The 23,232-nt window shown below is 38.3% G+C and carries 18 protein-coding genes and 1 other RNA gene; 9 read left to right on the forward strand and 10 right to left on the reverse strand.

Annotated features, from left to right (window positions below; translation table 11 throughout):
- Positions 1 to 165: 165 nt before the first annotated feature.
- From K1X82_01310 to K1X82_01325, 4 genes are all read left to right on the forward strand, one after another.
- Positions 166 to 1,572, forward strand: coding sequence for a CocE/NonD family hydrolase (locus K1X82_01310; GenBank protein ID MBX7180720.1), 1,407 nt, complete (start codon positions 166 to 168; stop codon positions 1,570 to 1,572).
- Positions 1,573 to 1,728: 156 nt separating this feature from the next.
- Positions 1,729 to 2,967, forward strand: a complete 1,239-nt coding sequence (locus tag K1X82_01315) for a NupC/NupG family nucleoside CNT transporter (protein ID MBX7180721.1) — start codon at positions 1,729 to 1,731, stop codon at positions 2,965 to 2,967.
- A gap of 7 nt (positions 2,968 to 2,974) precedes the next feature.
- Complete coding sequence (locus K1X82_01320) at positions 2,975 to 3,799, forward strand: T9SS type A sorting domain-containing protein (GenBank protein MBX7180722.1); 825 nt, start codon at positions 2,975 to 2,977, stop codon at positions 3,797 to 3,799.
- Positions 3,796 to 4,638 carry a T9SS type A sorting domain-containing protein gene (locus tag K1X82_01325; protein MBX7180723.1) on the forward strand — a complete coding sequence of 281 codons (843 nt, stop codon included), beginning with the start codon at positions 3,796 to 3,798 and terminating at the stop codon, positions 4,636 to 4,638. The genes K1X82_01320 and K1X82_01325 overlap by 4 nt, the downstream gene beginning before the upstream one ends.
- 37 nt (positions 4,639 to 4,675) lie before the next feature.
- On the opposite strand, the gene K1X82_01330 is transcribed toward K1X82_01325, so the two are convergent.
- The 3 genes from K1X82_01330 to K1X82_01340 all read right to left on the reverse strand — a co-directional run bounded on the left by K1X82_01330 (position 4,676) and on the right by K1X82_01340 (position 7,092).
- A complete protein-coding gene (locus K1X82_01330; GenBank protein MBX7180724.1) occupies positions 4,676 to 5,050 on the reverse strand; it encodes a holo-ACP synthase in 375 nt (124 codons plus the stop codon).
- An 80-nt stretch (positions 5,051 to 5,130) separates the two neighbouring features.
- Positions 5,131 to 6,483 carry a hypothetical protein gene (locus K1X82_01335; GenBank protein MBX7180725.1) on the reverse strand — a complete coding sequence of 451 codons (1,353 nt, stop codon included), beginning with the start codon at positions 6,481 to 6,483 and terminating at the stop codon, positions 5,131 to 5,133.
- Positions 6,484 to 6,555: 72 nt separating this feature from the next.
- Positions 6,556 to 7,092 (reverse strand): lysozyme, encoded by a 537-nt coding sequence (locus K1X82_01340; GenBank protein MBX7180726.1) that lies wholly within the window; start codon positions 7,090 to 7,092, stop codon positions 6,556 to 6,558.
- 372 nt (positions 7,093 to 7,464) lie between these two features.
- Between K1X82_01340 and K1X82_01345 the strand changes: the two genes are divergently transcribed.
- On the forward strand, positions 7,465 to 10,209 hold the full coding sequence (locus K1X82_01345) for a S8 family peptidase (protein ID MBX7180727.1): 2,745 nt from the start codon (positions 7,465 to 7,467) through the stop codon (positions 10,207 to 10,209).
- A 350-nt stretch (positions 10,210 to 10,559) separates the two neighbouring features.
- Positions 10,560 to 11,489 (forward strand): hypothetical protein, encoded by a 930-nt coding sequence (locus K1X82_01350; GenBank protein MBX7180728.1) that lies wholly within the window; start codon positions 10,560 to 10,562, stop codon positions 11,487 to 11,489.
- Here the strand turns inward: K1X82_01350 and K1X82_01355 are convergent.
- The 3 genes from K1X82_01355 to K1X82_01365 all read right to left on the reverse strand — a co-directional run bounded on the left by K1X82_01355 (position 11,486) and on the right by K1X82_01365 (position 14,720).
- Complete coding sequence (locus K1X82_01355; GenBank protein MBX7180729.1) at positions 11,486 to 11,713, reverse strand: hypothetical protein; 228 nt, start codon at positions 11,711 to 11,713, stop codon at positions 11,486 to 11,488. The genes K1X82_01350 and K1X82_01355 overlap by 4 nt on opposite strands.
- 244 nt (positions 11,714 to 11,957) lie before the next feature.
- Entirely contained in the window at positions 11,958 to 13,352 is a 1,395-nt protein-coding gene (gene fumC / locus K1X82_01360) for a class II fumarate hydratase (GenBank protein ID MBX7180730.1), read from the reverse strand.
- Positions 13,353 to 13,469: 117 nt separating this feature from the next.
- A complete protein-coding gene (locus K1X82_01365) occupies positions 13,470 to 14,720 on the reverse strand; it encodes a carboxypeptidase-like regulatory domain-containing protein (GenBank protein ID MBX7180731.1) in 1,251 nt (416 codons plus the stop codon).
- Between the two features lie 300 nt (positions 14,721 to 15,020).
- Here K1X82_01365 and ffs point away from each other — a divergent pair.
- Positions 15,021 to 15,120: signal recognition particle sRNA small type (ffs, locus tag K1X82_01370), an RNA gene on the forward strand.
- 1 nt (position 15,121) lies between these two features.
- Here ffs and K1X82_01375 read toward each other — a convergent pair.
- The 4 genes from K1X82_01375 to K1X82_01390 form a co-directional block, all read right to left on the reverse strand.
- Positions 15,122 to 16,066: a hypothetical protein gene (locus tag K1X82_01375; GenBank protein MBX7180732.1), complete on the reverse strand. Its 945-nt coding sequence runs from the start codon at positions 16,064 to 16,066 to the stop codon at positions 15,122 to 15,124.
- Complete coding sequence (locus tag K1X82_01380; GenBank protein MBX7180733.1) at positions 16,063 to 17,058, reverse strand: hypothetical protein; 996 nt, start codon at positions 17,056 to 17,058, stop codon at positions 16,063 to 16,065. The genes K1X82_01375 and K1X82_01380 overlap by 4 nt, the downstream gene beginning before the upstream one ends.
- Before the next feature lie 92 nt (positions 17,059 to 17,150).
- The gene (locus K1X82_01385; protein MBX7180734.1) at positions 17,151 to 18,260 is read right to left on the reverse strand and encodes a SpoIID/LytB domain-containing protein; all 1,110 of its coding nucleotides are present in this window, start codon (positions 18,258 to 18,260) and stop codon (positions 17,151 to 17,153) included.
- Positions 18,251 to 18,472 (reverse strand): DUF2905 domain-containing protein, encoded by a 222-nt coding sequence (locus K1X82_01390; GenBank protein ID MBX7180735.1) that lies wholly within the window; start codon positions 18,470 to 18,472, stop codon positions 18,251 to 18,253. The genes K1X82_01385 and K1X82_01390 overlap by 10 nt, the downstream gene beginning before the upstream one ends.
- Positions 18,473 to 18,511: 39 nt before the next feature.
- Between K1X82_01390 and K1X82_01395 the strand changes: the two genes are divergently transcribed.
- Both K1X82_01395 and K1X82_01400 read left to right on the forward strand, forming a co-directional pair.
- On the forward strand, positions 18,512 to 19,813 hold the full coding sequence (locus tag K1X82_01395) for a vanadium-dependent haloperoxidase (protein ID MBX7180736.1): 1,302 nt from the start codon (positions 18,512 to 18,514) through the stop codon (positions 19,811 to 19,813).
- Positions 19,810 to 23,043 (forward strand): VCBS repeat-containing protein, encoded by a 3,234-nt coding sequence (locus K1X82_01400; protein MBX7180737.1) that lies wholly within the window; start codon positions 19,810 to 19,812, stop codon positions 23,041 to 23,043. Before K1X82_01395 ends, K1X82_01400 begins: the two co-directional genes overlap by 4 nt.
- Positions 23,044 to 23,232 lie beyond the last annotated feature (189 nt).

Consider the following 23,232-nt stretch of genomic DNA (forward strand, 5'->3'; position numbering starts at 1 on the left):
ATTGTTTGTTATCGTTACAACTTAATTTACCTATATAAGTATTATTTGAGACAGACATAAGCTGTAATACCTCCTTCAAAAAGCTGGACCAATGTTACAGATAACATTGCCATAAAAACAGATATTCGAATTCCAGCCAATGAGGTTAAATTAACTTACAGACAATTGCTTGCTCTTTTAAATGGTACTGGAGGTGTTCCGGGGGTGTCGGTTGAAATTCGTAATATTATTCCTTTTACTAATGATACATCCTACAATTCTGTAACCTTTGATGTTCCGGCTTTTGGAACACCCTTGGTGAAAGGTTTAGATAATTTTGAAATTGATTCTATTCCTTTTCGTGACTTTTTGAATGAGTATGATATTCCTAATGTTAGGTTTTATGTAGTTGGTCCTAATGGAGATGGGGTTGCAGAAAACCAAGGAATGGGCAATTACTGGCTTGGTACCGATACTTTTCCATTGCAATCGCCTTGGGTAACTAATGTTAAGTGCTACTTGCATCCGGATGGTTCATTCGATTTACCTTCTCAAGTGAATCCACCTAGCAATGTTGAAGATCAGTTTAATATTTATGTACATGATCCGGATGATCCTTTGAGAACTTGTGGAGGCGGAAATATGATTGAGCAAACCCCGGATGGAACCAGGGATAGCCAAGGTCAAATGGATTTTACTTCCGATCAAAATAGACCTTTTTGTTTAGATCGTCCTGGAATTTTGGCGTATACTTCACCTGAAGTGCAAGATTCATTGTGTATTATAGGTTTTCCAACCGCGACTATTTATGCAAAATCCAACCCTGGAGGGGCAAATACCGGCGACCCAACTGATACCGATTTCTTCGTTCGAGTTTTGGATGTTTATCCGGATGGAAGAGAGTTTTTTGTTGCAGAAGGTGGCGTAAATGCCCGTGCCAGAGAATATGTAAGAGGATTGGTTGAACATCCTGAATGGGATCAAGAAATTCCTTACCCTATCGATACCATACCATTTTCTAATATTGAAACAGGAAAAATTTACGAATACAAATTCAAAATGCTTCCACTTGGTTATACCTGGGGAAAAGGGCATAAGATGAAAATACTTATCAGCAGTAGCAATTTTGACCGTTTCCAAGTTAATCCTAACATACCGATGAATGATGGAGAGTTTTTCCGTCGCAAACCGGGTGATGGACAAACTTATACTTACCAAGGGGTGGAATATTCGCCAAGAGTAGCTGTACAACGAATTGCATTTTCTGCAGAACATCCTTGTAACATCGAATTTCCGGTTTATACCCAACAATATGTTAATGTACCTGATCTTTCTAATAACCACAATACCGGATTGGATGCCTTGGTATATCCAAACCCTACTGCAGGTGATTTGAGTATTTTTCCTACAAAACCGGGAAAATATCAGGTAACTATTCTCTCCATTACAGGGACAGTAGTTGCTAAGCTCGATAATCAAACGGAAGAAACTATTCGTTTAGATGCATCTAAGCTTGGAGCAGGAATTTATTTGATTGAAATTGCCAATCAAGTAAATGGGGAAAGAATCGTTAAAAAGTTTACTAAAGAATAATGTAAATGAAAAACTAAGAAAGGGTCATCTTATGATGGCCTTTTCTTGTTTTATGAAGGTTGGGTCAGTAGAAATATAGTGGAAAATAAAATGAACTATTCCTTGTTCACCCATTAAATTTAGGTTATTTTGGCAGCCTAAACACCATCAATACTTATGGATAAATTTACAGGAATAATTGGAGTAGTTTTAATTCTTGGAATTGCATTTGCCCTTTCCAATAACAAAACAAAAATTAATTACCGATTGGTTCTTTCCGGTTTATTAATTCAAGTGGTTTTAGCCATTTTTATTTTAAAAGTGCCAATAGGAAAAGAGATTTTTGGATGGATAGGAAAGGCAGTTACTAAATTGTTAGCCTTTTCTGATAAAGGTGCCGATTTTGTTTTTGGGGCTTTGGTAAATCATGATTTTATGGAAAAGGCTTTTGGCCAGGGGAATAGTTTCATTTTCTTCTTTAAAATTATACCAACCATCATTTTTGTGGCTGTTTTGGTTAACATAGCCTATCATATAGGTTTAATGCAAAGAGTCGTAGCAGTTATGGCTAAAGGCGTGCATTTTCTTATGGGTGTGAGTGGTAGTGAAGCTTTGAGCAATGTAGCTTCAGCATTTGTAGGACAGGTGGAAGCCCAAATTATGATTAAGCCTTATTTGAAAGGCATGACCAAAAGTGAACTGTTAGCCAGCATGGCAGGTAGCATGGCCTGTATTGCAGGTGGAGTAATGGCCGTTTATATTTCACTGGGGGTTCCTGCCGAATATCTGCTGGCAGCCAGTTTAATGGCAGCACCCGGTTCTTTGGTAATTTCTAAGATTATTTTTCCTGAAACTGAACAAAGTGAAACCCAAGGTACGGTTCAACTGGAAGTTCAAAAAGCTCACTCCAATTTATTAGATGCTATTTCAGCCGGTGCAAGTGAAGGATTAAAAGTTGGATTGAATGTTATTGCTATGTTAATTGGATTTATTGCCCTAATTGCTTTGGTAGATTATATTTTAGGAATTACGGGTGGATGGATGAATTATCCAAATCTAAGTTTGAAAACAATTTTAGGATTTATTTTTTCCGGGTTTGCCTGGTGTATGGGTGTTCCATACAAAGATATTTTTGCTGCTGGGGAATTGATGGGTACTAAAATGGTAATCAATGAATTCGTAGCCTATATCGATCTTTCCAAAGTGAAAAGCTCCTTAGATTCTAAAACCTTGGTTATTACTAGTTTCGCTTTGTGCGGATTTGCAAATTTTAGTTCCATAGCCATTCAGGTGGGTGGAATTGGTGAATTAGCTCCTTCCAGAAGAAAAGACTTGGCTTCTTTGGGTGTTAAAGCCTTAATTGCCGGTACCTTAGCTTCTTACCTTTCTGCAACCTTGGCCGGTATGTTAATGTAATAATTCCATGCGATTTATTCCACTTGGACTTTGCTTTCTGGCAGTTGTGTTCATTTCATTTACACATCCGCAAGGGAAAAGTACTGGCGCACCGGCCTCTAGCACTGGTGCCCCGGATGAATTTACCTGCAACATCTCCGGTTGTCACGACGATGCCCTTACCAACCAAGGAGATGCTCAGCTGTATTTAACTTGTTCCGACTTTCAACAAGGTTTGATTCCAGGGAAAACCTATTCTATTATCTGTTCAATTTCAAAAAGAAATACACAACGTTTCGGTTTCCAATTAGTAGCTTTGGATGAAGCAGGAAATCAAGCCGGTAAATTTGATTTGCTTGAATCAAATAGAACCCAAATCCTTTACAATGATGCTTCGCTTAAAGACCGACAATATGTAACTTATACCTACCCCGGAACAAAAGCTGTGGCTGAAGATTTAGGTCAGTGGACGGTTTATTGGACCGCTCCTAAACACATTGCCGGGAAAGTAAGTTTTTACTTAGCAGGGGTTGCAGCCAATGACGATGCCAGTGATAAAGGTGATGAGGTTTACACATTTCAAAAACATGTACTTCCTGGTAATTCAATTGAACTGCTTGCTTTCCCAAACCCATTTCGTAATACCTTGACCATTCAGTGGCCCTTTACTCAAATCCAAGCTTCCCTAAAAATATGGAATAAGGAAGGTGTTTTGGTGTTTGAAAAGGAAATCCCAAATGCCTTAGGACAAAGCCAAACCTTGGAAGAAATGAATCAGTTGGCTTCGGGAATCTATTTTCTAGAGTTGAGTTCAGGTTCATTTCAGGCAAGTCAAAAATTGATTAAAGAATGAGAAAGAATTTAAGCTTAGTTTCGGTATGCCTGGTTTTGATTTCAATCGGACTAATGCTTTCTTCCTTTATTCCCAAAACGTCAGGATCTCATATTTCATGTACCGGTGCGCCCGGTGAATTAACTTGTAAACAAGCAGGATGCCATGCAGATGCAACTATTGAAGATGATACTTTAACCAATGAACTAGTCTTTGGAAATCATCAGAATTTCTACATTCCCGGGCAAACTTATTCCATCCAAATAAAGGTTAGGAAGCCCGGACATGATAAGTTTGGATTTCAAATTGTTGCGCTATCTGAACAAGATGAAACAAATGCAGGTACCATTCAGGTTACCGATCCTGTTAGAACTCAGTTGCAAGATAATGCAACTCCTCCCATCGAAGATCGCCGATATTTGACTCATACAGCAAATGGTACCATTGCTTCTCCTGCTGATTCCATTTCCTGGACCTTCGATTGGACGGCTCCAAGCGTTGATGTTGGACCTATTGTATTTTACTATGCCACTAACTGTACCAATCATAACAATCAAAATACGGGTGATGAATTACATCTTTCAACTTATAGAATTACAAGTCAGGGAAGCGGTTTAGATGACTATGCCAATTCCATCAGAACATACTATGACCCCATAAAGAAAATGCTTTTTACTTTCGGATTACCTCCGAGCAATGGTACTGCCACCATTTTTAATTCGGAAGGTCAAACCATAATTCAATTAAGTTTGAAAGGGAGTGCTGATGAAATCTTTCACTTACCTCTACTCAACGGAATTTACTTTATACATTTTAAATGGAATCAAAAGGAAGCGATTAAACGGGTCGTTTCCTTCTGAATTACACCATGGTAGTCTTAGAAAAATAGTTCAGAAACTATTTTTCCAAGACTACCATGGCAATGGCAGTTTCTTTGATATGACTTAAACTTACATGAGTTTTCTGAACTCCCATGGATTCGGCCTTTTTTAGTGTTTCCCCATGAAGGAACAGATGAGGTTTTCCTAATTCATCTAATCGGATTTCAATTTCATGCCAAGCCATTCCTTCTCTCCAACCGGTTCCCAAAGCTTTAAATAAGGCCTCCTTCGCTGCAAACCTGGCTGCAAAACTTTCTGCATAGTTCTTTTGGGAGTTGCAATAAGTAATTTCGCCTGAATGAAAAAAGCGTTGTTGAGTAATTTCGCCTTTGTCAACCAAAGATTTTACTCTTTCCACTTCAATCATGTCTATGCCTGTTCCGAGAATCATGAAAAATATTTCCACAAAGAAAGGAAATTTTAACCTTATACCATTCGGATTAGCATGATAAGCTTGGAGTGATTGGCTTGTTAAACTTTTTCAAGAACCAAATCTTCACCCACCAAATCTTCATCCACCAGGTTAAGTTGTTTTTCTGCTTGAAACCTACCGGAATCCATTAGGTCTATTTCGCTTACAACCTGATATGCCGCACTGGCGATGCCATCAAATTTATAATCTCCTTCAGAATTGGTGTAGGAGGTAAATAGAACCTCTTTGGATGGAAGTTTGACCAATTTTACAACCCCTTTAAGCAAGAAATCCTGTATTTGTCTTCTTTCCAATTCTAAATCCTCTTGAGCTTTGGCAATCAATTCAGGATTTGGTTCTGAAGCGGATTCCAGTTCTGCCAATTTGTTTTCGGCTTCAGTAACTTTAGTAAGGCACTCGTCAGGTAAACTAATTTTTCCGGAGATGCTATAAACCATTTCTTCCTTTTTATCGGTACCAAAAGGCAAGAGGATGTCTTTAATGCGATTTAATAAATCCATCATTCTTCCGCTGAAAAAGCCTAGTAGAAATGAAATAGCAACGGTTGATTCTGTTTTAGCCGTGCTGGCACCGGAGCTTGATTCCGTTAGCATATCATAGCAGAGATAAATTACTACTGCGCAAGGTGGTGAATACAATAACTTGCCCACATGAACATAAATTTCCTTTTTATTGAATTCAGCCTTTCTCAATCGCTCGCTGGTGTTATAAATCAAGTTGCAGAAAACCCCAATTAGACACCAAAAAAAGATTTCCATAAATACCCAATTGCCAAAAAGGTAAAAATTGGAAGTAGTTTTAACCTGGTATTTTGGTAGTAATTTCTTCAATTCAACCGGGTTTGCACTTGACAGGATTTTATTCAAATCCGAATGGAGAAATTCAGGATCAATGTTGGAAAATGTATTGGAATAATAGGCTTGAATGAAATTAATGAAGTCTTCTTTAGATTCTTGGGCATCATCCCTTTTTTCATTCCAATAGATTAGTTGTTTTGCCAAGGCAATGGTATCCTTTTTTACCTTTTCAACATTCCAAGCACGTAACTCGCTATCTAAGGAATCTATTTTATAGTTGGTAAGCCGGTAGGCATTTTCTCTTTCTTCTAACACATCGAGGTAGGAGTTTAATTCGGTAACTTGGCTAACATCCAACTGCACCAACTTTATTTTACCGGTTTCAATTAAAGGTAATACCTTGACACCTCCAATGGTTAAAGGCATTTCCAAGTGCAAAATGCCGTAACAAATTAAGGTTGCTAACAAGCTAAATCCCATATAAACCATCCATTTATAGCCTGCCCTTGCCTGATCTAAGGGTTCTAGTTTGTCAAATAAACTTGGAAATATTCTCTTGGTTTGAGTTTTTCCCGGGTCAGCACTTGTTGCCATAGTTTTATTAAAGGTATTGGTGTTTAGATGAAAGGTTAATTGTTTATTTCAAGAAAAAGGAATACCTGCTTATCACACATTGTAATATTTCAAGGTTCCGGATACCAACAAATCTCGTTCACTCATTCGTCTGTAGGTAAGTCCCTTTAATTCTACCTTAACACCATTTACAGTTCCTTTATTCCATAATAGAAGCTTATCTCCGGCTAATTTAATATCTCCTTTATTGATGGCAACCAAGGCGCTGGAAGATTTGAATGCAGCCACGCCAACATTGTAAGAAAATGCCACCAAGGCACCAATCTGGTCATCGTTTAATGTTCCCGGAACCAATTTCCGAACCTCAATTTCATAGGTTGATAAATCCCTTTTTAGTAAATCTTCTGCTTGCTGTAAGTTAAAATCAGGAAACAATTCCTCTGCTCTTTTTTTGTTTGCAGCTTCTTTCACAAACCTTCCGCTGATTGGGTCAAAAATGGCATGTCCCCAACCAATTGTCCAAATTCCTAATGGGTCCATTTTGGGTTGAATGCCAATTTTGCTGAGGTCTCCATCGTGTAAACTCTCATAATGTTTTATTAAATCGATTGATTTTTGAGAAATAGCCATTGGTTTGAATGTTTGGGTTTGATAGATGTTGAATGGTCAAATATAGTTTTTTACAGTATGTATTATTGTAACAGTATAAATTTTTATCATTAGAAGATTAAATTTTATCCAATTTTTAGTATTAATTGTCTTATAATATTGAAATAGATTAAAGCGAGTTATATTTTTTGAAACAAAAAAGTTGATTCCGGAAGTATTGAATTGAAATTTCAATTTGCATTTTTTCCTCCGCCTAATGAATCAGCAGGAGGATGCTTTATTTCTTGAACCTGGTAATTTCTATACCTTTATTTAACCAAATAAAAATACCCTGTCGTTTATCGAAACCTTATTGTGCTATTGGAGGTACAAGGTGGAAGTTTCCACCAATTTATGAAAAAAATCTACTTCTTGTTTTGCCTGCTTTTTTCATTTCAAATGAGCTTTGCAGGATCAACCGACTTTGTAGCTCAAACAGTAATTGTAAAGGTAAAGCCTTTCTACCGAAAACAATGTAAACCCAATTCGGTTGAGGTGATGCGGGTGAAAAAAGTGTTATCTGAATTGCAGGTTAATCATACCCAATTACTTTTCCCTCAATTAAAAAACGTCGGTAAAGTTGATTTGAGTTTAGTTTATGAACTTCATTATCAAAGTGAACTAGATGCTCAAAAAGCTGCTGAATTGCTCATGCAAACCGGTATTTTCGAGTATGCCGAGCCTCGTTATACTTCCATTCCTTTATATACCCCTAACGATGCCAATATTGCGAATCAAACTCATCATACCATCATTCATTCCTATGAAGGATGGGATTTGGAACAAGGCGATACCAACATTGTAATCGGTATTACCGATACCAGTTTCGATATTCTTCACCCCGATTTGAGTGGTAATATCAAGTACAATTATGCTGACCCTGCCGGAAATGGCGACAACGATGGCGATGGCTATACTGATAATTATTCAGGTTGGGATTTGGCCAACAACGATAATACCATGTACGTGAGTGGAAATTACCATGGAACCGGTGTAGCTACTTTTGCCGGTGCAACTACTAATAATGGAATCGGAGTTGCCGGTACCGGATTTAAATCGAAAGTAATGCTAATTAAAGTGGCTCCGGATGCTAATCAAAATTCCATTACTCATGGCTATGAAGGTATTGTTTATGCCGTAAATCATGGCTGTAAAGTGGTTAATTGCTCCTGGGGTAATACCACCTATAGCCAATTTGCTCAAGATGTAATTAACTATGCTACCTTCGATTTTGATGCCACCATCATCGCCTCTTCCGGTGATTCGGCGGGTGGAGTTACTAAATATTATCCTGCATCCTATGCTCATGTAATAAGTGTGGGTGGTACCGATAACAACGATTGTAATTTTTACCAAAACAACCATGCAGTTGATATCGTTGCTCCTTCGCTTAGCCTTTATGGAACCGCTTCAGTTGCGCCCGGTAATCCGGTTTATACCTCCAGCGGTGGAAACGGAACCTCTTTTTCTGCACCATTGGTTTCAGGTGCAGTAGCCTTGGTTCGTGCCCATTTCCCTGCCATGAATGCTCTTCAAGCCGCAGAACAAGTCATCGTGCATGCCGATAATATTTATGGATTAAGTTGCAACTCTGCTCTTACCGATCGCTTGGGGGTTGGTCGATTGAATATTTACCAAGCTCTCTTGGGTATGAATGAACCCTCGGTTCGTATGACAGATTTTCTTTTAGATGCCTCTAATAACCAGGTTGCCATCGCAGGCCAATCCACTTCAATGGTTTGCGGGTTCACCAATTACCTGGCCAATGCTACCAATGTGGTGGTTACCTTATCTACAACTGCCAGTTATATTTCTATTACACAAGGTGTTGCAGCTTTAGGCGATTTAAATACCTTACAAGCAACCACAAACGCGGCTACTCCGTTTTTGTTTACAGTCGCTGCCAACACTCCGCTCAACCAAAAAGTAGAATTTAAGCTCAGTTTTGTTGGCGATAATGGTTATACTGCTTACCAGTATTTTGAAGTAGATGTAAACCGCGACTACATGAACATAGAAGTCAATAATTTGGCTACAACTGTTTGTACTCGCGGTAAAATTGGTTACAACACCCCTTATCAGCAAAGTGGTTTAGGAATTGCCTATAAGCCTTTGAACGATTCTTCTCAGGTATTTTTGAGCACATTTATGATTGGCAGTGCTGCCGGCAATGTTTCCGATATGGGTTATAGTGCAACTCCACCTGCTCCTGAATTTGATTTTCAGCCTGTTTCAAGAATAGTACGCACTACTACCAATGCCAGTGATTTTGATACTGAGGCCACCTTCAACGACAATGGCGCAGGTGGAAATGCCTTGGGTGTTCAGGTGAAACAAATTAACCACGCCTGGGTAAGTGATCCCAACAAAGATTTTGTAATATGGGAATACCATATCAAAAACAATAGTGCAAATACCCTCAACGATGTTTATGCCGGAATTTTTGCCGACTGGGAAGTTATGGGAACCAACAACAAAGCCGATTTCGATATCAATCGCCAGTTGGCTTATGCTTATAATCCATCAACCCCGGATGTGTATATGGGTATAAAATTGCTGGAGCCTTCAGCCGGTAATTGCTACAATATTGACGCCATTGCGGGCGGTAGCGGAGGCGTGGATATTTCTGATGGTTTTACCGGTGCAGAAAAGTACACCTCGCTTTCTACTTCCAGAAACCAGGCAGGCGGAACTTCAGGAAATGATATTGCCCAGGTAATGAGCGCAGGTCCATTCGACTTAGCTCCCGGCGATTCGGTTAAAGTTTCCTTTGCTATTCTGGGCTCTTTAGATTTGAATTCCTTACAGGTATCGGCCGATCAGGCTCAAACTGCCTACAATGGTATCGGTGTTTCAGCTCCTGTTTCCAAATATTCCAATAGCCTGAAATTGTTTCCAAATCCTGCTCATCAGTATGTAAATGTGTATGGCGATTTATCCGGAAAGGATATTCAGATTTTAGATGCCCTTGGCCGTACTCAGCACCTTGATAAAACTACCATTGGCCCTCAGTTGGTTAAACTTTCTATTGCCGGCTTAACTCCCGGAGTTTATGTAGTTAAAGTCGGAAATGAAGTTCGCCGTTTAATAGTAGAATAAGGGTTTAACACAGGTTTTAAGAGAAATTTCAGTCTCTTTTATATTATTTATGCGGGCCGCTTTCGCCATCGGAGTGATTATTAGACTCAAACAGTTTCAATAGGCGAAATCGCCGGGCTATCCACTTCAAGTCCTCGTCGCCGAAGGCCCCGAAAGTGTTCGGGACCTTCGGCTCCTGTGGGCTTTCCGTTACTATCCCTGCCCGAAGGGCCTGTGCATCCTAGAAGCTTGGTACCTAATCTAAATCAGTCAACTCCTTGTATTTACAAAATTGGTTTTTAAGGCTATGGTAAACTTCGATTAGTTTACAATCCAAGGACTTTAATTGGAAGTAACTGCTATATTTGTGCATGCCCTATCTGAAAGCCATTTTGATGTTTTTTGTCCTATTGCATGGTTTAATACCTGCTAATGCACAAAAGGGGGCGAGCTTATTAGATAAAACTGAACTGGGTTTTCAATTGGTTTATCAAAATAAATTTCGTTCAGCAGATAGTTTGTTGCATCAAAATAAAATGCATCATCCACATCATTACCTCAACCATATTTTAGCCGCAAATATTTACTGGTGGAGGATTTTGTATGGTGAAAAATCCGATAAACTCGATCAATTATTTACTTCCGAAGTTGACAGCGGAATGGCCTTGTTGGAGAAAATCGGAGTAGATCGTATGAACCATGAGCAATTGTTTTTGTATCTGAATTTGTATGGATTTCGTTCCAGGATTTATTTTAGGGAAAGATCCTATTTTAAGGCCATACAAACTTTCAGTGGAATTATGGGTTTGCTTAAAACCACCTTTGGTAAGGAACCTGAATTTGAACGATTTTACTTTACATCCGGCTTGTTTAATTTTTATACCGGTTCAGGAAGAGAGTATTCCAATGTAATTAAAGCTGCATTGTTTGCTTTTCCGCCCAGTGATAAAATGAAAGGAATGGAGTACTTATATCGCCTTATTCATTCAAAGGATGTCATTATGAAGAATGAAAGTCGGTATTTTTTGCTTAAGATAAGTTTGGATCACATGAATAATTTCAAGGAATCGCTTCGGTTGTCTACTATGCTGGCAAAAGAATATCCAACCAATGCCTTGTATCAATATTATGTATTTAAGAACTTGGTAAAACTCAATCGGATGGAAGAAGCCAGAAAGGAATTGGCACATCTGGATTTGATTTTGATGGAGAATCCAAGTATTAAGCCTGATTATATTAAATTTTGGAAAGGGAAAGCACAGGAAACATTGAAAAGGCATTACGAAGCTAGTGCTGATTAGTAACAAGTTCGTTTTGGGATTAACATGGTTTCTTTAAGTGTCTCTAAAGAACCATTTTTCATTTTCATAATTTGGAAAGTATTATAGCCAAACACATTGGGAAAATTGGTCATTGCAAAGTTGTAGGAAGTGGCAGAAATAAAAGATGTTCCAGGTAGGAATGATGTAAATTGCAGGGTAGTATTCGATTTGGAAGTTGAAATACGGAAGGTGGATTGTAGCACATCACTTGGGACGGAGCACCCGGGCAACGATAGAGCGTGATACCCCACAGGACTGTGCAGCGGTAGCGGAGCAGGCCGAGGAGTATTAGCGATAGCGTGACCCGAACGCACCTTATCAATAGTTGGGGGTAAGCAACTAGCTTTGGAGGTGCGGAAGGGGGCCCGCCAACTTTAGAAAAATAGGAATAAAAAAGCCGGATTTATTCTTAGTTAAACCCGGCTTTGGAAGGAAAATGGTCTCCTATTATTTTGGGCCGATCATATCTTCAGGTCTTACCCATTGGGTGAATTGCTCGTCGGTGAGCAAACCCAAGTCGATGGCAGCCTGGCGAAGAGTTTTGTTTTGTTTATGCGCTGTTTTGGCAATTTTAGCGGCATTTTCGTATCCAATATGCGGGTTAAGAGCCGTAACCAACATCAGAGAATTTTCCAAGTGTTTCTTAATAACTTCGTTATTTGCCTCAATTCCAACGGCACATTTATCATTGAATGAAACGCATGCATCGCCTATCAAACGGGCGCTTTGCAGTACATTGGCGGCGATGAGAGGTTTGAAAACGTTTAGTTCAAAATGACCTGTGGCGCCACCTATAGAAACGGCTACATCATTTCCCATTACCTGGGCACAAACCATGGTCATGGCTTCGGGCTGTGTAGGATTTACTTTTCCGGGCATGATAGAGGATCCAGGCTCGTTGTCGGGGATAATAATTTCACCGATTCCGCTGCGTGGGCCTGAGCTTAACATACGGATATCGTTGGCGATTTTCATGAGGGAAACGGCAACTCTTTTCAATGCTCCGCTCAGTTCTACCATGGCATCGTGGGCGGCCAGGGCTTCGAATTTATTTGGGGCAGTAATGAACGGAAGGCCGGTGAATTCAGCGATTTTTTGGGCAACCAAAACATCGTAACCTTTGGGGGCGTTTAGTCCGGTACCTACGGCGGTTCCACCTAGGGCCAGTTCACGAACAGCTTCCAGGGCGTTTTTAAGAGCACGTATACCATTGTTGATTTGTTGTACATATCCTGAAAACTCTTGTCCAAGGGTAAGAGGAGTTGCATCCATAAAATGGGTACGTCCAACTTTTACAATAGGTGCAAAGGCTTTAGCTTTGGCATCGAGGGTGTCGCGCAACAATTCCAAGCCCGGAATAGTAATCTCTACTACTTGTTTGTATGCTGCAATATGCATAGCAGTAGGGTAGGTATCGTTGGAGCTTTGGGCTTTGTTTACATCATCGTTGGGGTGAAGTACTTTTTTATCGTCTAGTAAATTGCCACCTTGTACCACGTGGCCGCGGTTGGCGATTACTTCGTTGACATTCATATTGCTTTGTGTACCCGATCCGGTTTGCCAGATTACCAAAGGAAATTCGCCATCGAGGCTTCCGGTAAGGATTTCGTCGCAGACTTTAGAGATGAGGTCTCTTTTTTCGGCAGGGAGAATTCCAAGTTCGGTGTTTGCGTGGGCGGCCGCTTTTTTAAGGTAAGCAAAGGCGTAAATTACTTCCTTTGGCATGGAAGCTTCCGGACCAATTTTGAAGTTGTTTCGGCTACGTTCGGTTTGGGCTCCCCAGTATTTTTCGGCGGGTACTTTTACCTCGCCCATGGTATCGTGTTCGATTCTGAAACTCATTGATGAAAATTTTGCTCCAAAGGTAGGAGCAATAAATGAATTTCAAAACCTAGTTTAGGGAGATTTGGAAGGAAATTGGGTGATTTTTATCAAGGAAAGTCAATGAAATCTTGATTCTTATCTTTTCACAGTATTCACTTTTCCCCAATCCATACCCGGGTCTGTTTTTACCTGGCCTTCGAAAGGTTTATCCGGATTGTATTGCACGTTTTCAGGAATAGCGGCTGCGTTTTTGGTTTCGATTTGAGAAACTGAGAAAAGCTGTTCAACTTTAAAATTGGCTTCTTCATTGGCGTCGAAGAGGTGCTTTTTGGTTAGTTTGGCAGCTCCATCTACATGAAAATAATCGGGATACCACCGATCATTAATTTCCCTAAAAGAGTATTTTTTTCGGTAATGAGGGTTTTCAACTTCGTAACCAAGGGCAAATAGGATGGGTTTAGCGGTTAACGGAATTACGATGGAGGAATAGTAATCAATACTAACAATGGCGTAGGAATTGTTTTCGAGATAAATGCTGCCTTTTTGTTTTTCATGCTCCACTGTTCGTTTGGCTACAAAGTTTATAACCATAACCTCTTTGCCCTGAAAGGTGGTGGATGGGCCGAATTTGTATTCATATTTTTTAAAGTTATGGCTATCCAGAAACAATTCGGTTTCACGAATAAAATCCATTTGGAGGATGGTTTCCGGACCGCCGAGTTCAAGCATTTCGGCTAATTCTCTGGTATCTACTTCTTTTCCTTTTTTAAGGTCTTTTTTTCGTTGTTTAGCGATGCGTTTATCTATTTTTTTTCGGATAAAACGTAGTTCAGTGATTTTCCCTTTTCGAAAAAGTTCTAGTTGGTGTTGGTTTTTAGACTTCGAGGCATAATTAGGATAATAGCTTTTAAAAACAGCTTCGGCATTATCGATGGGTTCATTGTTTTCCCAGATTTTCTCGTGATAATAGCCTATGCTTTGAAAAGGTTTATTGGGGTAATTGTTTTTGATATTCCGCATTGCCAGCAAGATGTAATGCGTTGGTGGAAGGGGACGGACAACGACCTCCTGAAGGTTAACCGATTGAGCTTCGAGACGGATGATAGTACCTGACTTAAATTTGCCTACCTGTATTTTTTGACTCAGGTAACCCAGGTAATTGAATTGAATAGAATCATTTGCAGAACCTTCGGGCAGAAGGAGTTCAAATTCTCCTTTTTCGTTGGTGGTGGTTCCTATATTTGTTTTTTTAAGGCTAACTGATGCAAAGGCTAAGGAAGTGTTATTTTTTTTATCAACCACTTTGCCTGAAATTTTTATTTGGCCAATGCCTAGCAGGGGGAGCAGGCAGAGTAAAAATAAATAAGTATAGGATTTGGTATTCAAGGGTTGTTCGTATGAAAAGTGCTGATTCTACAAATGTTCACTTTTTTTTGGGAATTGCGATTAAAATTGTCATAAGAAATTTTAAATCTGTCTTTAATAAGTGGTTATAAGGTAGTAGAGCTAATTTTTGATAGCTAACTTTTCTAAAGAGAATCATCCAATTAATTGGTTGATATGATAAGCTTTTTTGAGGGAACTTAAGAATGAACCACAAAGAAGATTGTATTGATACTTAGGCAAATTAAAAAATATTAAGAAGCAGGAATTTGGAAATATGGAATCCACCATTACCTTTGCGCCGGGCAAGTCTTATACGACCAGCTCCTGGTGAACTCCCCCAGGTCAGGAATGAAGCAAGGGTATCCGGTTGTAGCGGTGCGATGTAAGTAGCTTGCCCTTTTTTATTTTATGTTTGGGTCCTTCATTTTCCTTTTACCAAACATATAACCAATTCCTAATTTAGGTTGGAAGTTAATAGTTGAACCTGTTTCGAAATTAGACGATTTTTCAAGAAAAAATTTTGTATAACCGAATTCTCCACCCAAGTATGTCATAATTCTTGGATGAACGTTAGTCCTGATATATAACATAATGCTTGGTCTAATCATAAATCCATTTTGATCTGTTAATGTATTTAGGTTTGAGAAATAGGCCAATGCTGGAGGTTGAAGTGTTGTATTTTTCTCTTGGATGTACTTCAGGTTAATACGATATTTAAAGATTCCGGCATCCAATCTAAATCCCAAACAAAAGGATAATACACTGTTTTTAGGAAAGTAATTTTGAATGCCAAATCCAAGGTATGCTGAATTTCCCAGAGCATTAAATCCAAGGAGAAAATGATCTAAGTCTCTAAAATGGAGTATGTTTTTGTTTAGATTGGAGCCTTGAAGAATGGTATTTTTATTTTTAACTGAAATAGAAACTGTGCCAATTAGACTTGATTTACCCGGAATGAAAAAATATTCATACTGAATACAAAAACGCTTGTAAATAAGTTCACCTAAATCAATACTTAAACTTTGTTTAGGGATAGGAAAGGAGTCGTTTTTACTGGAACTAACAAAAGTTTGGGGTTGAATTTTTATCTTTTTAGATGAAAATTTTGGAGGGACGGAATATTGTTTAGAGCGAATTTGCTGCAGGTCAGAGATTGGAAAAATAAAATCCGGTCCATCCGGTAATTCCTTTTTACGAAATTGGATTTCATTTTTTCGTTTTTCAATTATTTTACCTACCACCCAATTACCGGATTGGAATTGCAGACTGTCTTGGGCAATGACATCAAGATTTAAAATAAAGAGAAGCCCTACTACAACAGGTAAGAACAAATTCAAATACTTCATTCTTTCTCTTTGGATTGGCCAAAATTGTATCCTAAGCAAAAGCTTGGGTTAATTGAAATACCCATAAATCCATTAGCTAATTTTTTGGTATCTGTAAGAAGCATAGTGTATCCCATACTAGCCCCTAAACTCATGGAGAAATGAGGTGTTGGATTGTATCGGCCTCCGAGTTCAGCAAGAATGCGTACCATACCGCCAATTTTTCCGGTGGAGGAATACTGGAAATCATTATAACTAGTATAACCGTCATTATCCGGATGATAGGTGTAAATGTTTTTTTTATAGACAAACGTTCCAAAATCGACCAAAATACCATAATAAAAATTTTTGTCCTTTAATCCCTTGGGATAATTTCTGAAACCCAGGCCTGTATAGAAAGAATTTCCAAAATTATTGTAAACTGTTAGCTGGGAGAAGGAGTAAATCGGAGCAAAAATTTCTGTTGAATAATCATCAAAGATTGGTTTCAAAATGGGAACATAAGAGCCGGGAATCAAAGAGTTTTCTGAAAACCTAATTTGATCAGCCATAAAATAAACTTTCTCATCTCTCATAGAGGCAGAGAATGGAATTCGGAATGAAAATTGATTCTTTTTTCCGAAACTATGTTCGTATGTAAATCCGATACGAAATACATTTAAATCAACTGTATTAAACCATAAACTATTTCTTTTGATGGTAAAAATTGCATTAGTTTTTGAAGATTCTTCACCGGGCAAAACAAAATCTTCATCAGTAGGTTCTACCTCCATCAATTCCAAATGTCCATTGGAAAATTTTATTCGGGTTACTTTACCTTTTGCATAAATAAAGTCCGGGCCATTAGGTAAAGCTTGTTTTCTGAAATTGACCTCGCCTTTATTGATTAAAAGTACCTTCCCAATTTCTTTTTTACCATTTGAAAGCCATAAGGTATCCTGACTAAAACCAAACCCTGCGCTACCAATGAAAACCAATAGAAAAAAGAAAAATTGTTTTTCTAAAAAGGTCATTATATTTTGAAATTGATTTACTACAAAAATATTATAATTTTGTTATAATTAAATTAATTATTATGTAATTGAATCCTGATTTTGTTGAGGTGTTATCTGATTTTTCCAATTCTTACCCCTTTGTAATAATGAGCAATAATATCTCGATAGGAGTATCCTAATTCAGCCATACGGTTGGCTCCTTGTTGGCAAATTCCAACTCCATGGCCATAACCTTTTCCAGTAAAAATGACTTCTTTACCCTGGGTTTTGATATTAAAATAGGCTGAACTTAGTCCAAAGTCGGAACGAACTTTTCGGGTGGCAATTATTTGTCCTGCAAGGTCAATTTCTTTTTTTCTGGCGATTTGAGTTAGCTGAAAATCTTCCCCAACCAATCCATCCATGTGGTGTCGGGTTAACCATTTATCCCATTTTTCTCTGCTCACTTTCTTTTCCCAAACAGCTTTAGATTGTTTAAGGCAAAAGGTATCCTGAACCGGCTTGAGATGAATTTTCTCTCCACCCCAAACATTTTCACTACTTTCAGTGTAACCACCGCAATTGCTATGATATGGGACAAAAGCCAAAGCGCCATGTGCATCCCTAATTACCATACTTTCTGTTTTTGCAGTGGCTAAAGAAATCCTTTCATTTCGGATTTCCAGTCCTTTAAAAACCTGGCAATGTACCTGGTCACAAAGATTGAATCCTTCATCCAGATGTTTTTCCATGTTTTCATAGGCAAAGGTTCTTGCTATGATGGCTTGCACCTTATAAAATTCCATGGCAAATTTAGGACCCACCTCTGCATCAATTACACCTGACACATATTGTTCTATTCCGGTAATATTGACTACCCTAATTCTACCTCTCAACACCCTTATTTCCAGACTTCCTTTGTATAATCTTGCCTCTGAATTTCCCATTTTTAATCGAAATGATTGAAGAAGTGGTCCATAAAGTTCCAATTTCCTTCCCGACACACGGATACCTTTGAGTGAAATACCTTTTAAGCTATCACCCACCACATCAATTTTTATGACATCCCCTTTTTCCATGGGCAATCCGTTTAATGAATATCCAATACCTGAAACCGATAATACCATTTGTGAATAATCCTGTCCATCAAAAAGACCAATTCGAATGCTATCTCCTGCAAAACAAGAAAAGGATAAAAGAAGGAAGGCGCAAAAGAAGTTCCTAAACAAGGTTATTTCCATTTATTAATTAGCCAAAAGAAAAGAGACAACAAAATACTAAGTAGAATACTTGACATCATTGGAAAATAGATTTTAGTATGACCGGATTGAAAACTGAAATCACCGGGCAAGTTTCCAAAGCTTGGGGTTTTATCTTTAAGGATAAAAAAAAGTAAACCCAATAAGAAAACAATTCCACCAAGTAGCATCATAACTTTTCCCAAATTTGCCATTCCACAAAGAAAGCAGAAAAATAGTAAATTGCAAGCCACTTGAAAGCTTTTCATTCCATTTTTAAGACAACCTTAGGCGTTCTTCTGGTAGGATTATTTTATATTTCTTCAGCAAGTGGCCAATCCAATTATTTAAGTAGACTCAATCGATTGTTGGGAGATGGATTATTAAGGGACCAATTTTCTCCTCCTGTGGCATCCAGGGTTTATTTATACCCTAATCTGGCGGCTTATCAAGCTATCCATCAAGATAGTATTTGGAAGTTCCTGAATGGTTTTTCTGAAATTAGTTTTCCAGATTTTAAGGATTATGATGCGAATTATACAGCAGCATGGTGTTTTGTTTCGCTTGCCTCTAATTTGTTGTTTTCAGGGAAGGAGTTTCAAATGGAAGCTCAACCCCTATTGGATAGTCTGGCAATGACTTGTTCAGCTAAAATTTTGGAAAAGTCCAGGGCCTATGCAGATGAAATAGTAAAGCAGGTTATGCTAAGAGCTGGAAATGATGGATATAAACAGAGACTTACCTATCTTCGATATACTGTTTCAGAAGGGGATACATCTTATCAATTGACACCTCCTAATTTTTCTGAGCCGGTGGAACCACATTGGGGTACCATAAAAACCTTAGTAATTGATAACCATTGGGCTTATGAAAATGAAATTCCCAATGTTTTTAGTTTAGATCCTGAATCAAATTTTCAGAAAGAATTGAAAGAGGTTTATGTTTTGTCACAAAAAAATACAGATTCTACCTTAAATATTGCCAGACATTGGGATTGTAATCCCATTCAACTAGGAATGTCGGGTCATTTAATGCAATTTGGTTTTAGAATGACACCCAGTCAGCATTGGATGACTGTACTTTGTGATTTGGCAGATACCAAGCAGATTACTATTCAGGATTTATCAATGTTATTTGCCAAATTAGGTGTTGCTTGTTTTGATGCATTTATTGATTGCTGGTATTTAAAGTACCATTTTAATTCCATCCGGCCCGTTTCAGTAATTACAAAATATATTCAATCGGATTGGAAACCGGCAATTGAGACTCCGGCATTTCCGGAATATCCCAGCGGACATAGTTTGGTATCTGCTGCTGCCACGGTAATATTAAGTAATTACTTTGGAGATGATTTTTCATATACAGATCGCACCCAAACAGTTTTTTCTCTCCCGGAATCTAGTTTTTCCAGTTTTAAACAAGCCGCCATTCAAGCTGGAGAAAGCCGCATTCTGGGTGGAATACATTTCAGGAAGGCTGTAACCGATGGATTTAAACGCGGAGAACAGGTTGGAAAACAAGTTTTGAAAAATTGGAGTCATTTAAAAACACGATGAGATTAGTTGTTTTTTTATCCTTGATACTGATTTTTTGGGGCCAAGTCTTCTACTCTTGTGCACAATTCAAGCCCATCCCAGGAATTACCTCCGGTGTATTATTTGAAAATACATTGAAAGAAACCAATGAGTTTAATGTGTTTAATCAAAAATATCCCTACTTGAGTTTTAGTGGAGGTGGAATTGCGGTGGCCGACTTCGATAAGGATGGATTCGAAGATTTATTCCTTATTGGGAATCAGGTTAAGTCAATAATGTATAGGAATTTAGGAGGATTGAAATTTGAACAATTGCCTGATGGGTTTGGTATTAATACCAATTCATGGACAAATGGAGTTGCAGTGGCGGATGTAAATAACGATGGTTGGTTGGATGTATTTGTAACCAAGATGTGCTACCCGGATAGCAGTCATGGGGGAAATAGACTTTTCCTGAATAGGGGGAATTTCAAATTTGAAGAGCGTACCGAGCAATTTGGCCTTTCCTTCATTGGAAATTCTTATCATGCTTATTTCCTTGATTATGATAAGGATGGTTTTATGGATATTTATCTTCTGAATCAACCTTTAGAAAGTGTTGCTGAAAACACCTTTGATATTTTTAAAAATAGAAAAGAGAAAAATTATCTGTTTTCGGATATACTTTATCACAATGAAGGTGGAAAAAGGTTTAAGAATGTTTCTGAACAAGCAGGATTATTACAAGAAAATGCTTTTGGATTAAGCGCCGTGGTCGGGGACTTTAATCAGGATGATTTGGTCGATATTTATGTGTGTAACGATTTCCTATATCAGGATTTTTTATATATCAATCAGGGAAATGGCAAATTTAAAGAAAGCATAGACCAATACTTTGATCATGTCAGCCTATTTTCTATGGGTTCAACATTTAAAGACCTCAATAAAGATGGATTGTCTGACTTGATTACCTTGGATATGAATCCGCCGAATCTAAGTGAATACAAAGTTTCCACCTTTGAAGAACATATAGATAAGTTTAATATACGATCAAAGAATCATTTTAACCAAGAAGTAAGAAACATGGTTCACTTGAACAATGGCCAAGGACATTTTTCTGAAGTTGGACAGTTGCTTGGATTGGCATTTTCAGATTGGAGTTGGTCTGTATTGGCTGAAGATTTTAATGCAGACGGGTTAATGGATGTATTTATTACTAATGGTTTGTATTATAATGTCTTAGACCGTGACTTCGTACGATATACCGTCGATAGCATGTTTAAGGCAGGAAATCTATCTTCTTATAAATCCAGGCCTGAAGATAATTTCAGGTTAATAAAGATGAAACCCAGGAAAGTACCAAATCAATTACATCTACAAACCAATCCTTTACATTTTCCTGTTGATCATCATTTCGGAATTCACCAAAATTGGGTTACAACAGCAGCTATATCGGCAGACTTAGATCTGGATGGAGATTTGGATTTAGTTCTATCCAATATGGATACAACAGCTATTGTAATGGAAAACACCTTGGTTAATAAGAATTATCTTCAAGTAGCATTTGAAAAGCCAAACCAAGCCTTAAATGCAAAAATTTACGCATATCAGAATGGAGTTCTTTTTTTTCAAGAGTTGGGCAACAACGGAGGGATTCTATGTTCACAGAGAAACAACGCCTATTTTGCCTTTCCAACCAATTTGCATCTGGACAGTCTGGTTATTAAGTTTGGGGTAAACAGAAAAGTACTTTATTCCAATGTTAAGATTAATAGAAAAATAGAAATCAAGGAATCCGAATCCTTTATTGATAAGATTGGCAAGTCTTTAATTTCAACAGCCATGTCCGGTTTTCCTGAATTTTCTGAACTTGGAAAATTGACAGATTTCAATGATTTTAAGAAGGAACCATTGTTACCGCATCGCCTAAATGTTTATGGTCCTTATGGCAGTGCTGCCGATTTAAATGGGGATGGTTTAATGGACTTGGTCGTTGGTGGTGTGGCGAAGGATCCAACCCACCTGTTTTTACAGCAAAAGAATGGACATTTTATAGAACAAAAATCTTTTTTTCAATTGGATTCAGCCTGCATTGATACAGATATTGAGTTGGCAGATTTGGATAACGATTCCGATTTGGACATACTTGTTGTTGGTGGAGGTAATGAAGATAAGAAATTCAATAGTTATTCGGATCGTTTATACTGGAATGATGGAAACGGGAATTTCTCCAAATGCCTGGATTGTTTACCGGTAGATAGTTTTAGTGGAAGTGAAGTGGAAAGTTTGGATTATGATAAGGACGGTGACTTGGATCTATTTGTAGCTTCCAGAAATACGCCGGGGCGCTATCCCAAGGTTCCGGAATCTAGGTTGTTGCAAAATACAAAGGGTCATTTTGAAGATGTTACCCCTGCAAGTTTGAAAAAAGCGGGAATGGTAAATACATGCCTGAGTAAAGATTTTGATCAGGATGGATGGGTTGATTTGATGGTTGCAGGAGAATGGATGCCGGTATTGGTTTTCTGGAACCAAGGTGGTTACTTTGATAAGGCCGATACTATTTTACCAACCGGATTCTGGCAACATTTGAATTGGGTAGAAGGAAAGAAGGATGGATTTCTAATTGCTGGAAATTGGGGAGAAAATACGAGAGTAATTCCCGGTCCGAATCAGGAAGTTCGCTTATACACAACAGATATTGACGAGAATGGCAGCCTTGACCCTTTGATTTGTACTTTACAGGATGGAGTTTATAAACCTGTGTTATCCTATGAGAAAATATCCAAAGAACTGCCAATTTTTAGAAAGAAATTTCTGCGTTACACTAGTTACAAACAGGCGAGTATTCAGGATTGTTTAGGTTCAAAATTCCCGCTTGCCGACGTGAAATATTGCCAAGAATCCCAATCGAAAGTGTTAGTTTATTCCGGAAATAGGGAATTTAATAATTGTGAAACCCCATTGGAGTTGCAGTTTTCACCGGTTTTGACTTCTCTCCAGGTCGGAACTTCTACATCGGGAAATCCCTTAGTTTATTTTCATGGTAATTTTTTCGAAAATACACCAGAAGTTGGAAAAATGGATGCCGGTAAAGGGTTAGTAGTAGAGTTACTGCCGAAATTAAAGGCGCAATTGTTTCCTAATTTCTTTCCAAAAGTATCCGGAAATGTTAGAAAAATTATTCCTATTCAAACGAGTTTAGGTAGTTTTTGGTTGATTTTGAAAAATGGAGAGACTCCGGAACTGATACAGCAATTGAAATCAAAATGATGGTGGATAGGGGTTAAACCCCATAGGTTCTGCTGGAAAGTCAATTATATCGAATCAATTATTTTTTAAAATACGAGTTATGCGGGCCCCCTCCGCCCAACACTTGGTTGGCTAAACCCCAAGCAACTTGTCAGGGCGTTCGGGTCACGCTATCGGCTGTAGTCCAAGCCACTCCGCTAAACGCTGCGT

It is taken from the genome of Bacteroidia bacterium (assembly GCA_019695265.1).
GTDB lineage: Bacteria > Bacteroidota > Bacteroidia > JAIBAJ01 > JAIBAJ01 > JAIBAJ01.

Coding starts and splice junctions, on each gene's coding strand:
- K1X82_01320 (MBX7180722.1), top strand. CDS start 2,975: ATGCGATTTATTCCACTTGGACTTTGCTTTCTGGCAGTTGTGTTCATT.
- K1X82_01325 (MBX7180723.1), top strand. CDS start 3,796: ATGAGAAAGAATTTAAGCTTAGTTTCGGTATGCCTGGTTTTGATTTCA.
- K1X82_01375 (MBX7180732.1), bottom strand. CDS start 16,066: ATGAAGTATTTGAATTTGTTCTTACCTGTTGTAGTAGGGCTTCTCTTT.
- K1X82_01350 (MBX7180728.1), top strand. CDS start 10,560: ATGCCCTATCTGAAAGCCATTTTGATGTTTTTTGTCCTATTGCATGGT.
- K1X82_01400 (MBX7180737.1), top strand. CDS start 19,810: ATGAGATTAGTTGTTTTTTTATCCTTGATACTGATTTTTTGGGGCCAA.
- fumC (MBX7180730.1), bottom strand. CDS start 13,352: ATGAGTTTCAGAATCGAACACGATACCATGGGCGAGGTAAAAGTACCC.
- K1X82_01315 (MBX7180721.1), top strand. CDS start 1,729: ATGGATAAATTTACAGGAATAATTGGAGTAGTTTTAATTCTTGGAATT.
- K1X82_01335 (MBX7180725.1), bottom strand. CDS start 6,483: ATGGCAACAAGTGCTGACCCGGGAAAAACTCAAACCAAGAGAATATTT.
- K1X82_01345 (MBX7180727.1), top strand. CDS start 7,465: ATGAAAAAAATCTACTTCTTGTTTTGCCTGCTTTTTTCATTTCAAATG.
- K1X82_01330 (MBX7180724.1), bottom strand. CDS start 5,050: ATGATTCTCGGAACAGGCATAGACATGATTGAAGTGGAAAGAGTAAAA.
- K1X82_01340 (MBX7180726.1), bottom strand. CDS start 7,092: ATGGCTATTTCTCAAAAATCAATCGATTTAATAAAACATTATGAGAGT.
- K1X82_01380 (MBX7180733.1), bottom strand. CDS start 17,058: ATGACCTTTTTAGAAAAACAATTTTTCTTTTTTCTATTGGTTTTCATT.
- K1X82_01385 (MBX7180734.1), bottom strand. CDS start 18,260: ATGGAAATAACCTTGTTTAGGAACTTCTTTTGCGCCTTCCTTCTTTTA.
- K1X82_01390 (MBX7180735.1), bottom strand. CDS start 18,472: ATGGCAAATTTGGGAAAAGTTATGATGCTACTTGGTGGAATTGTTTTC.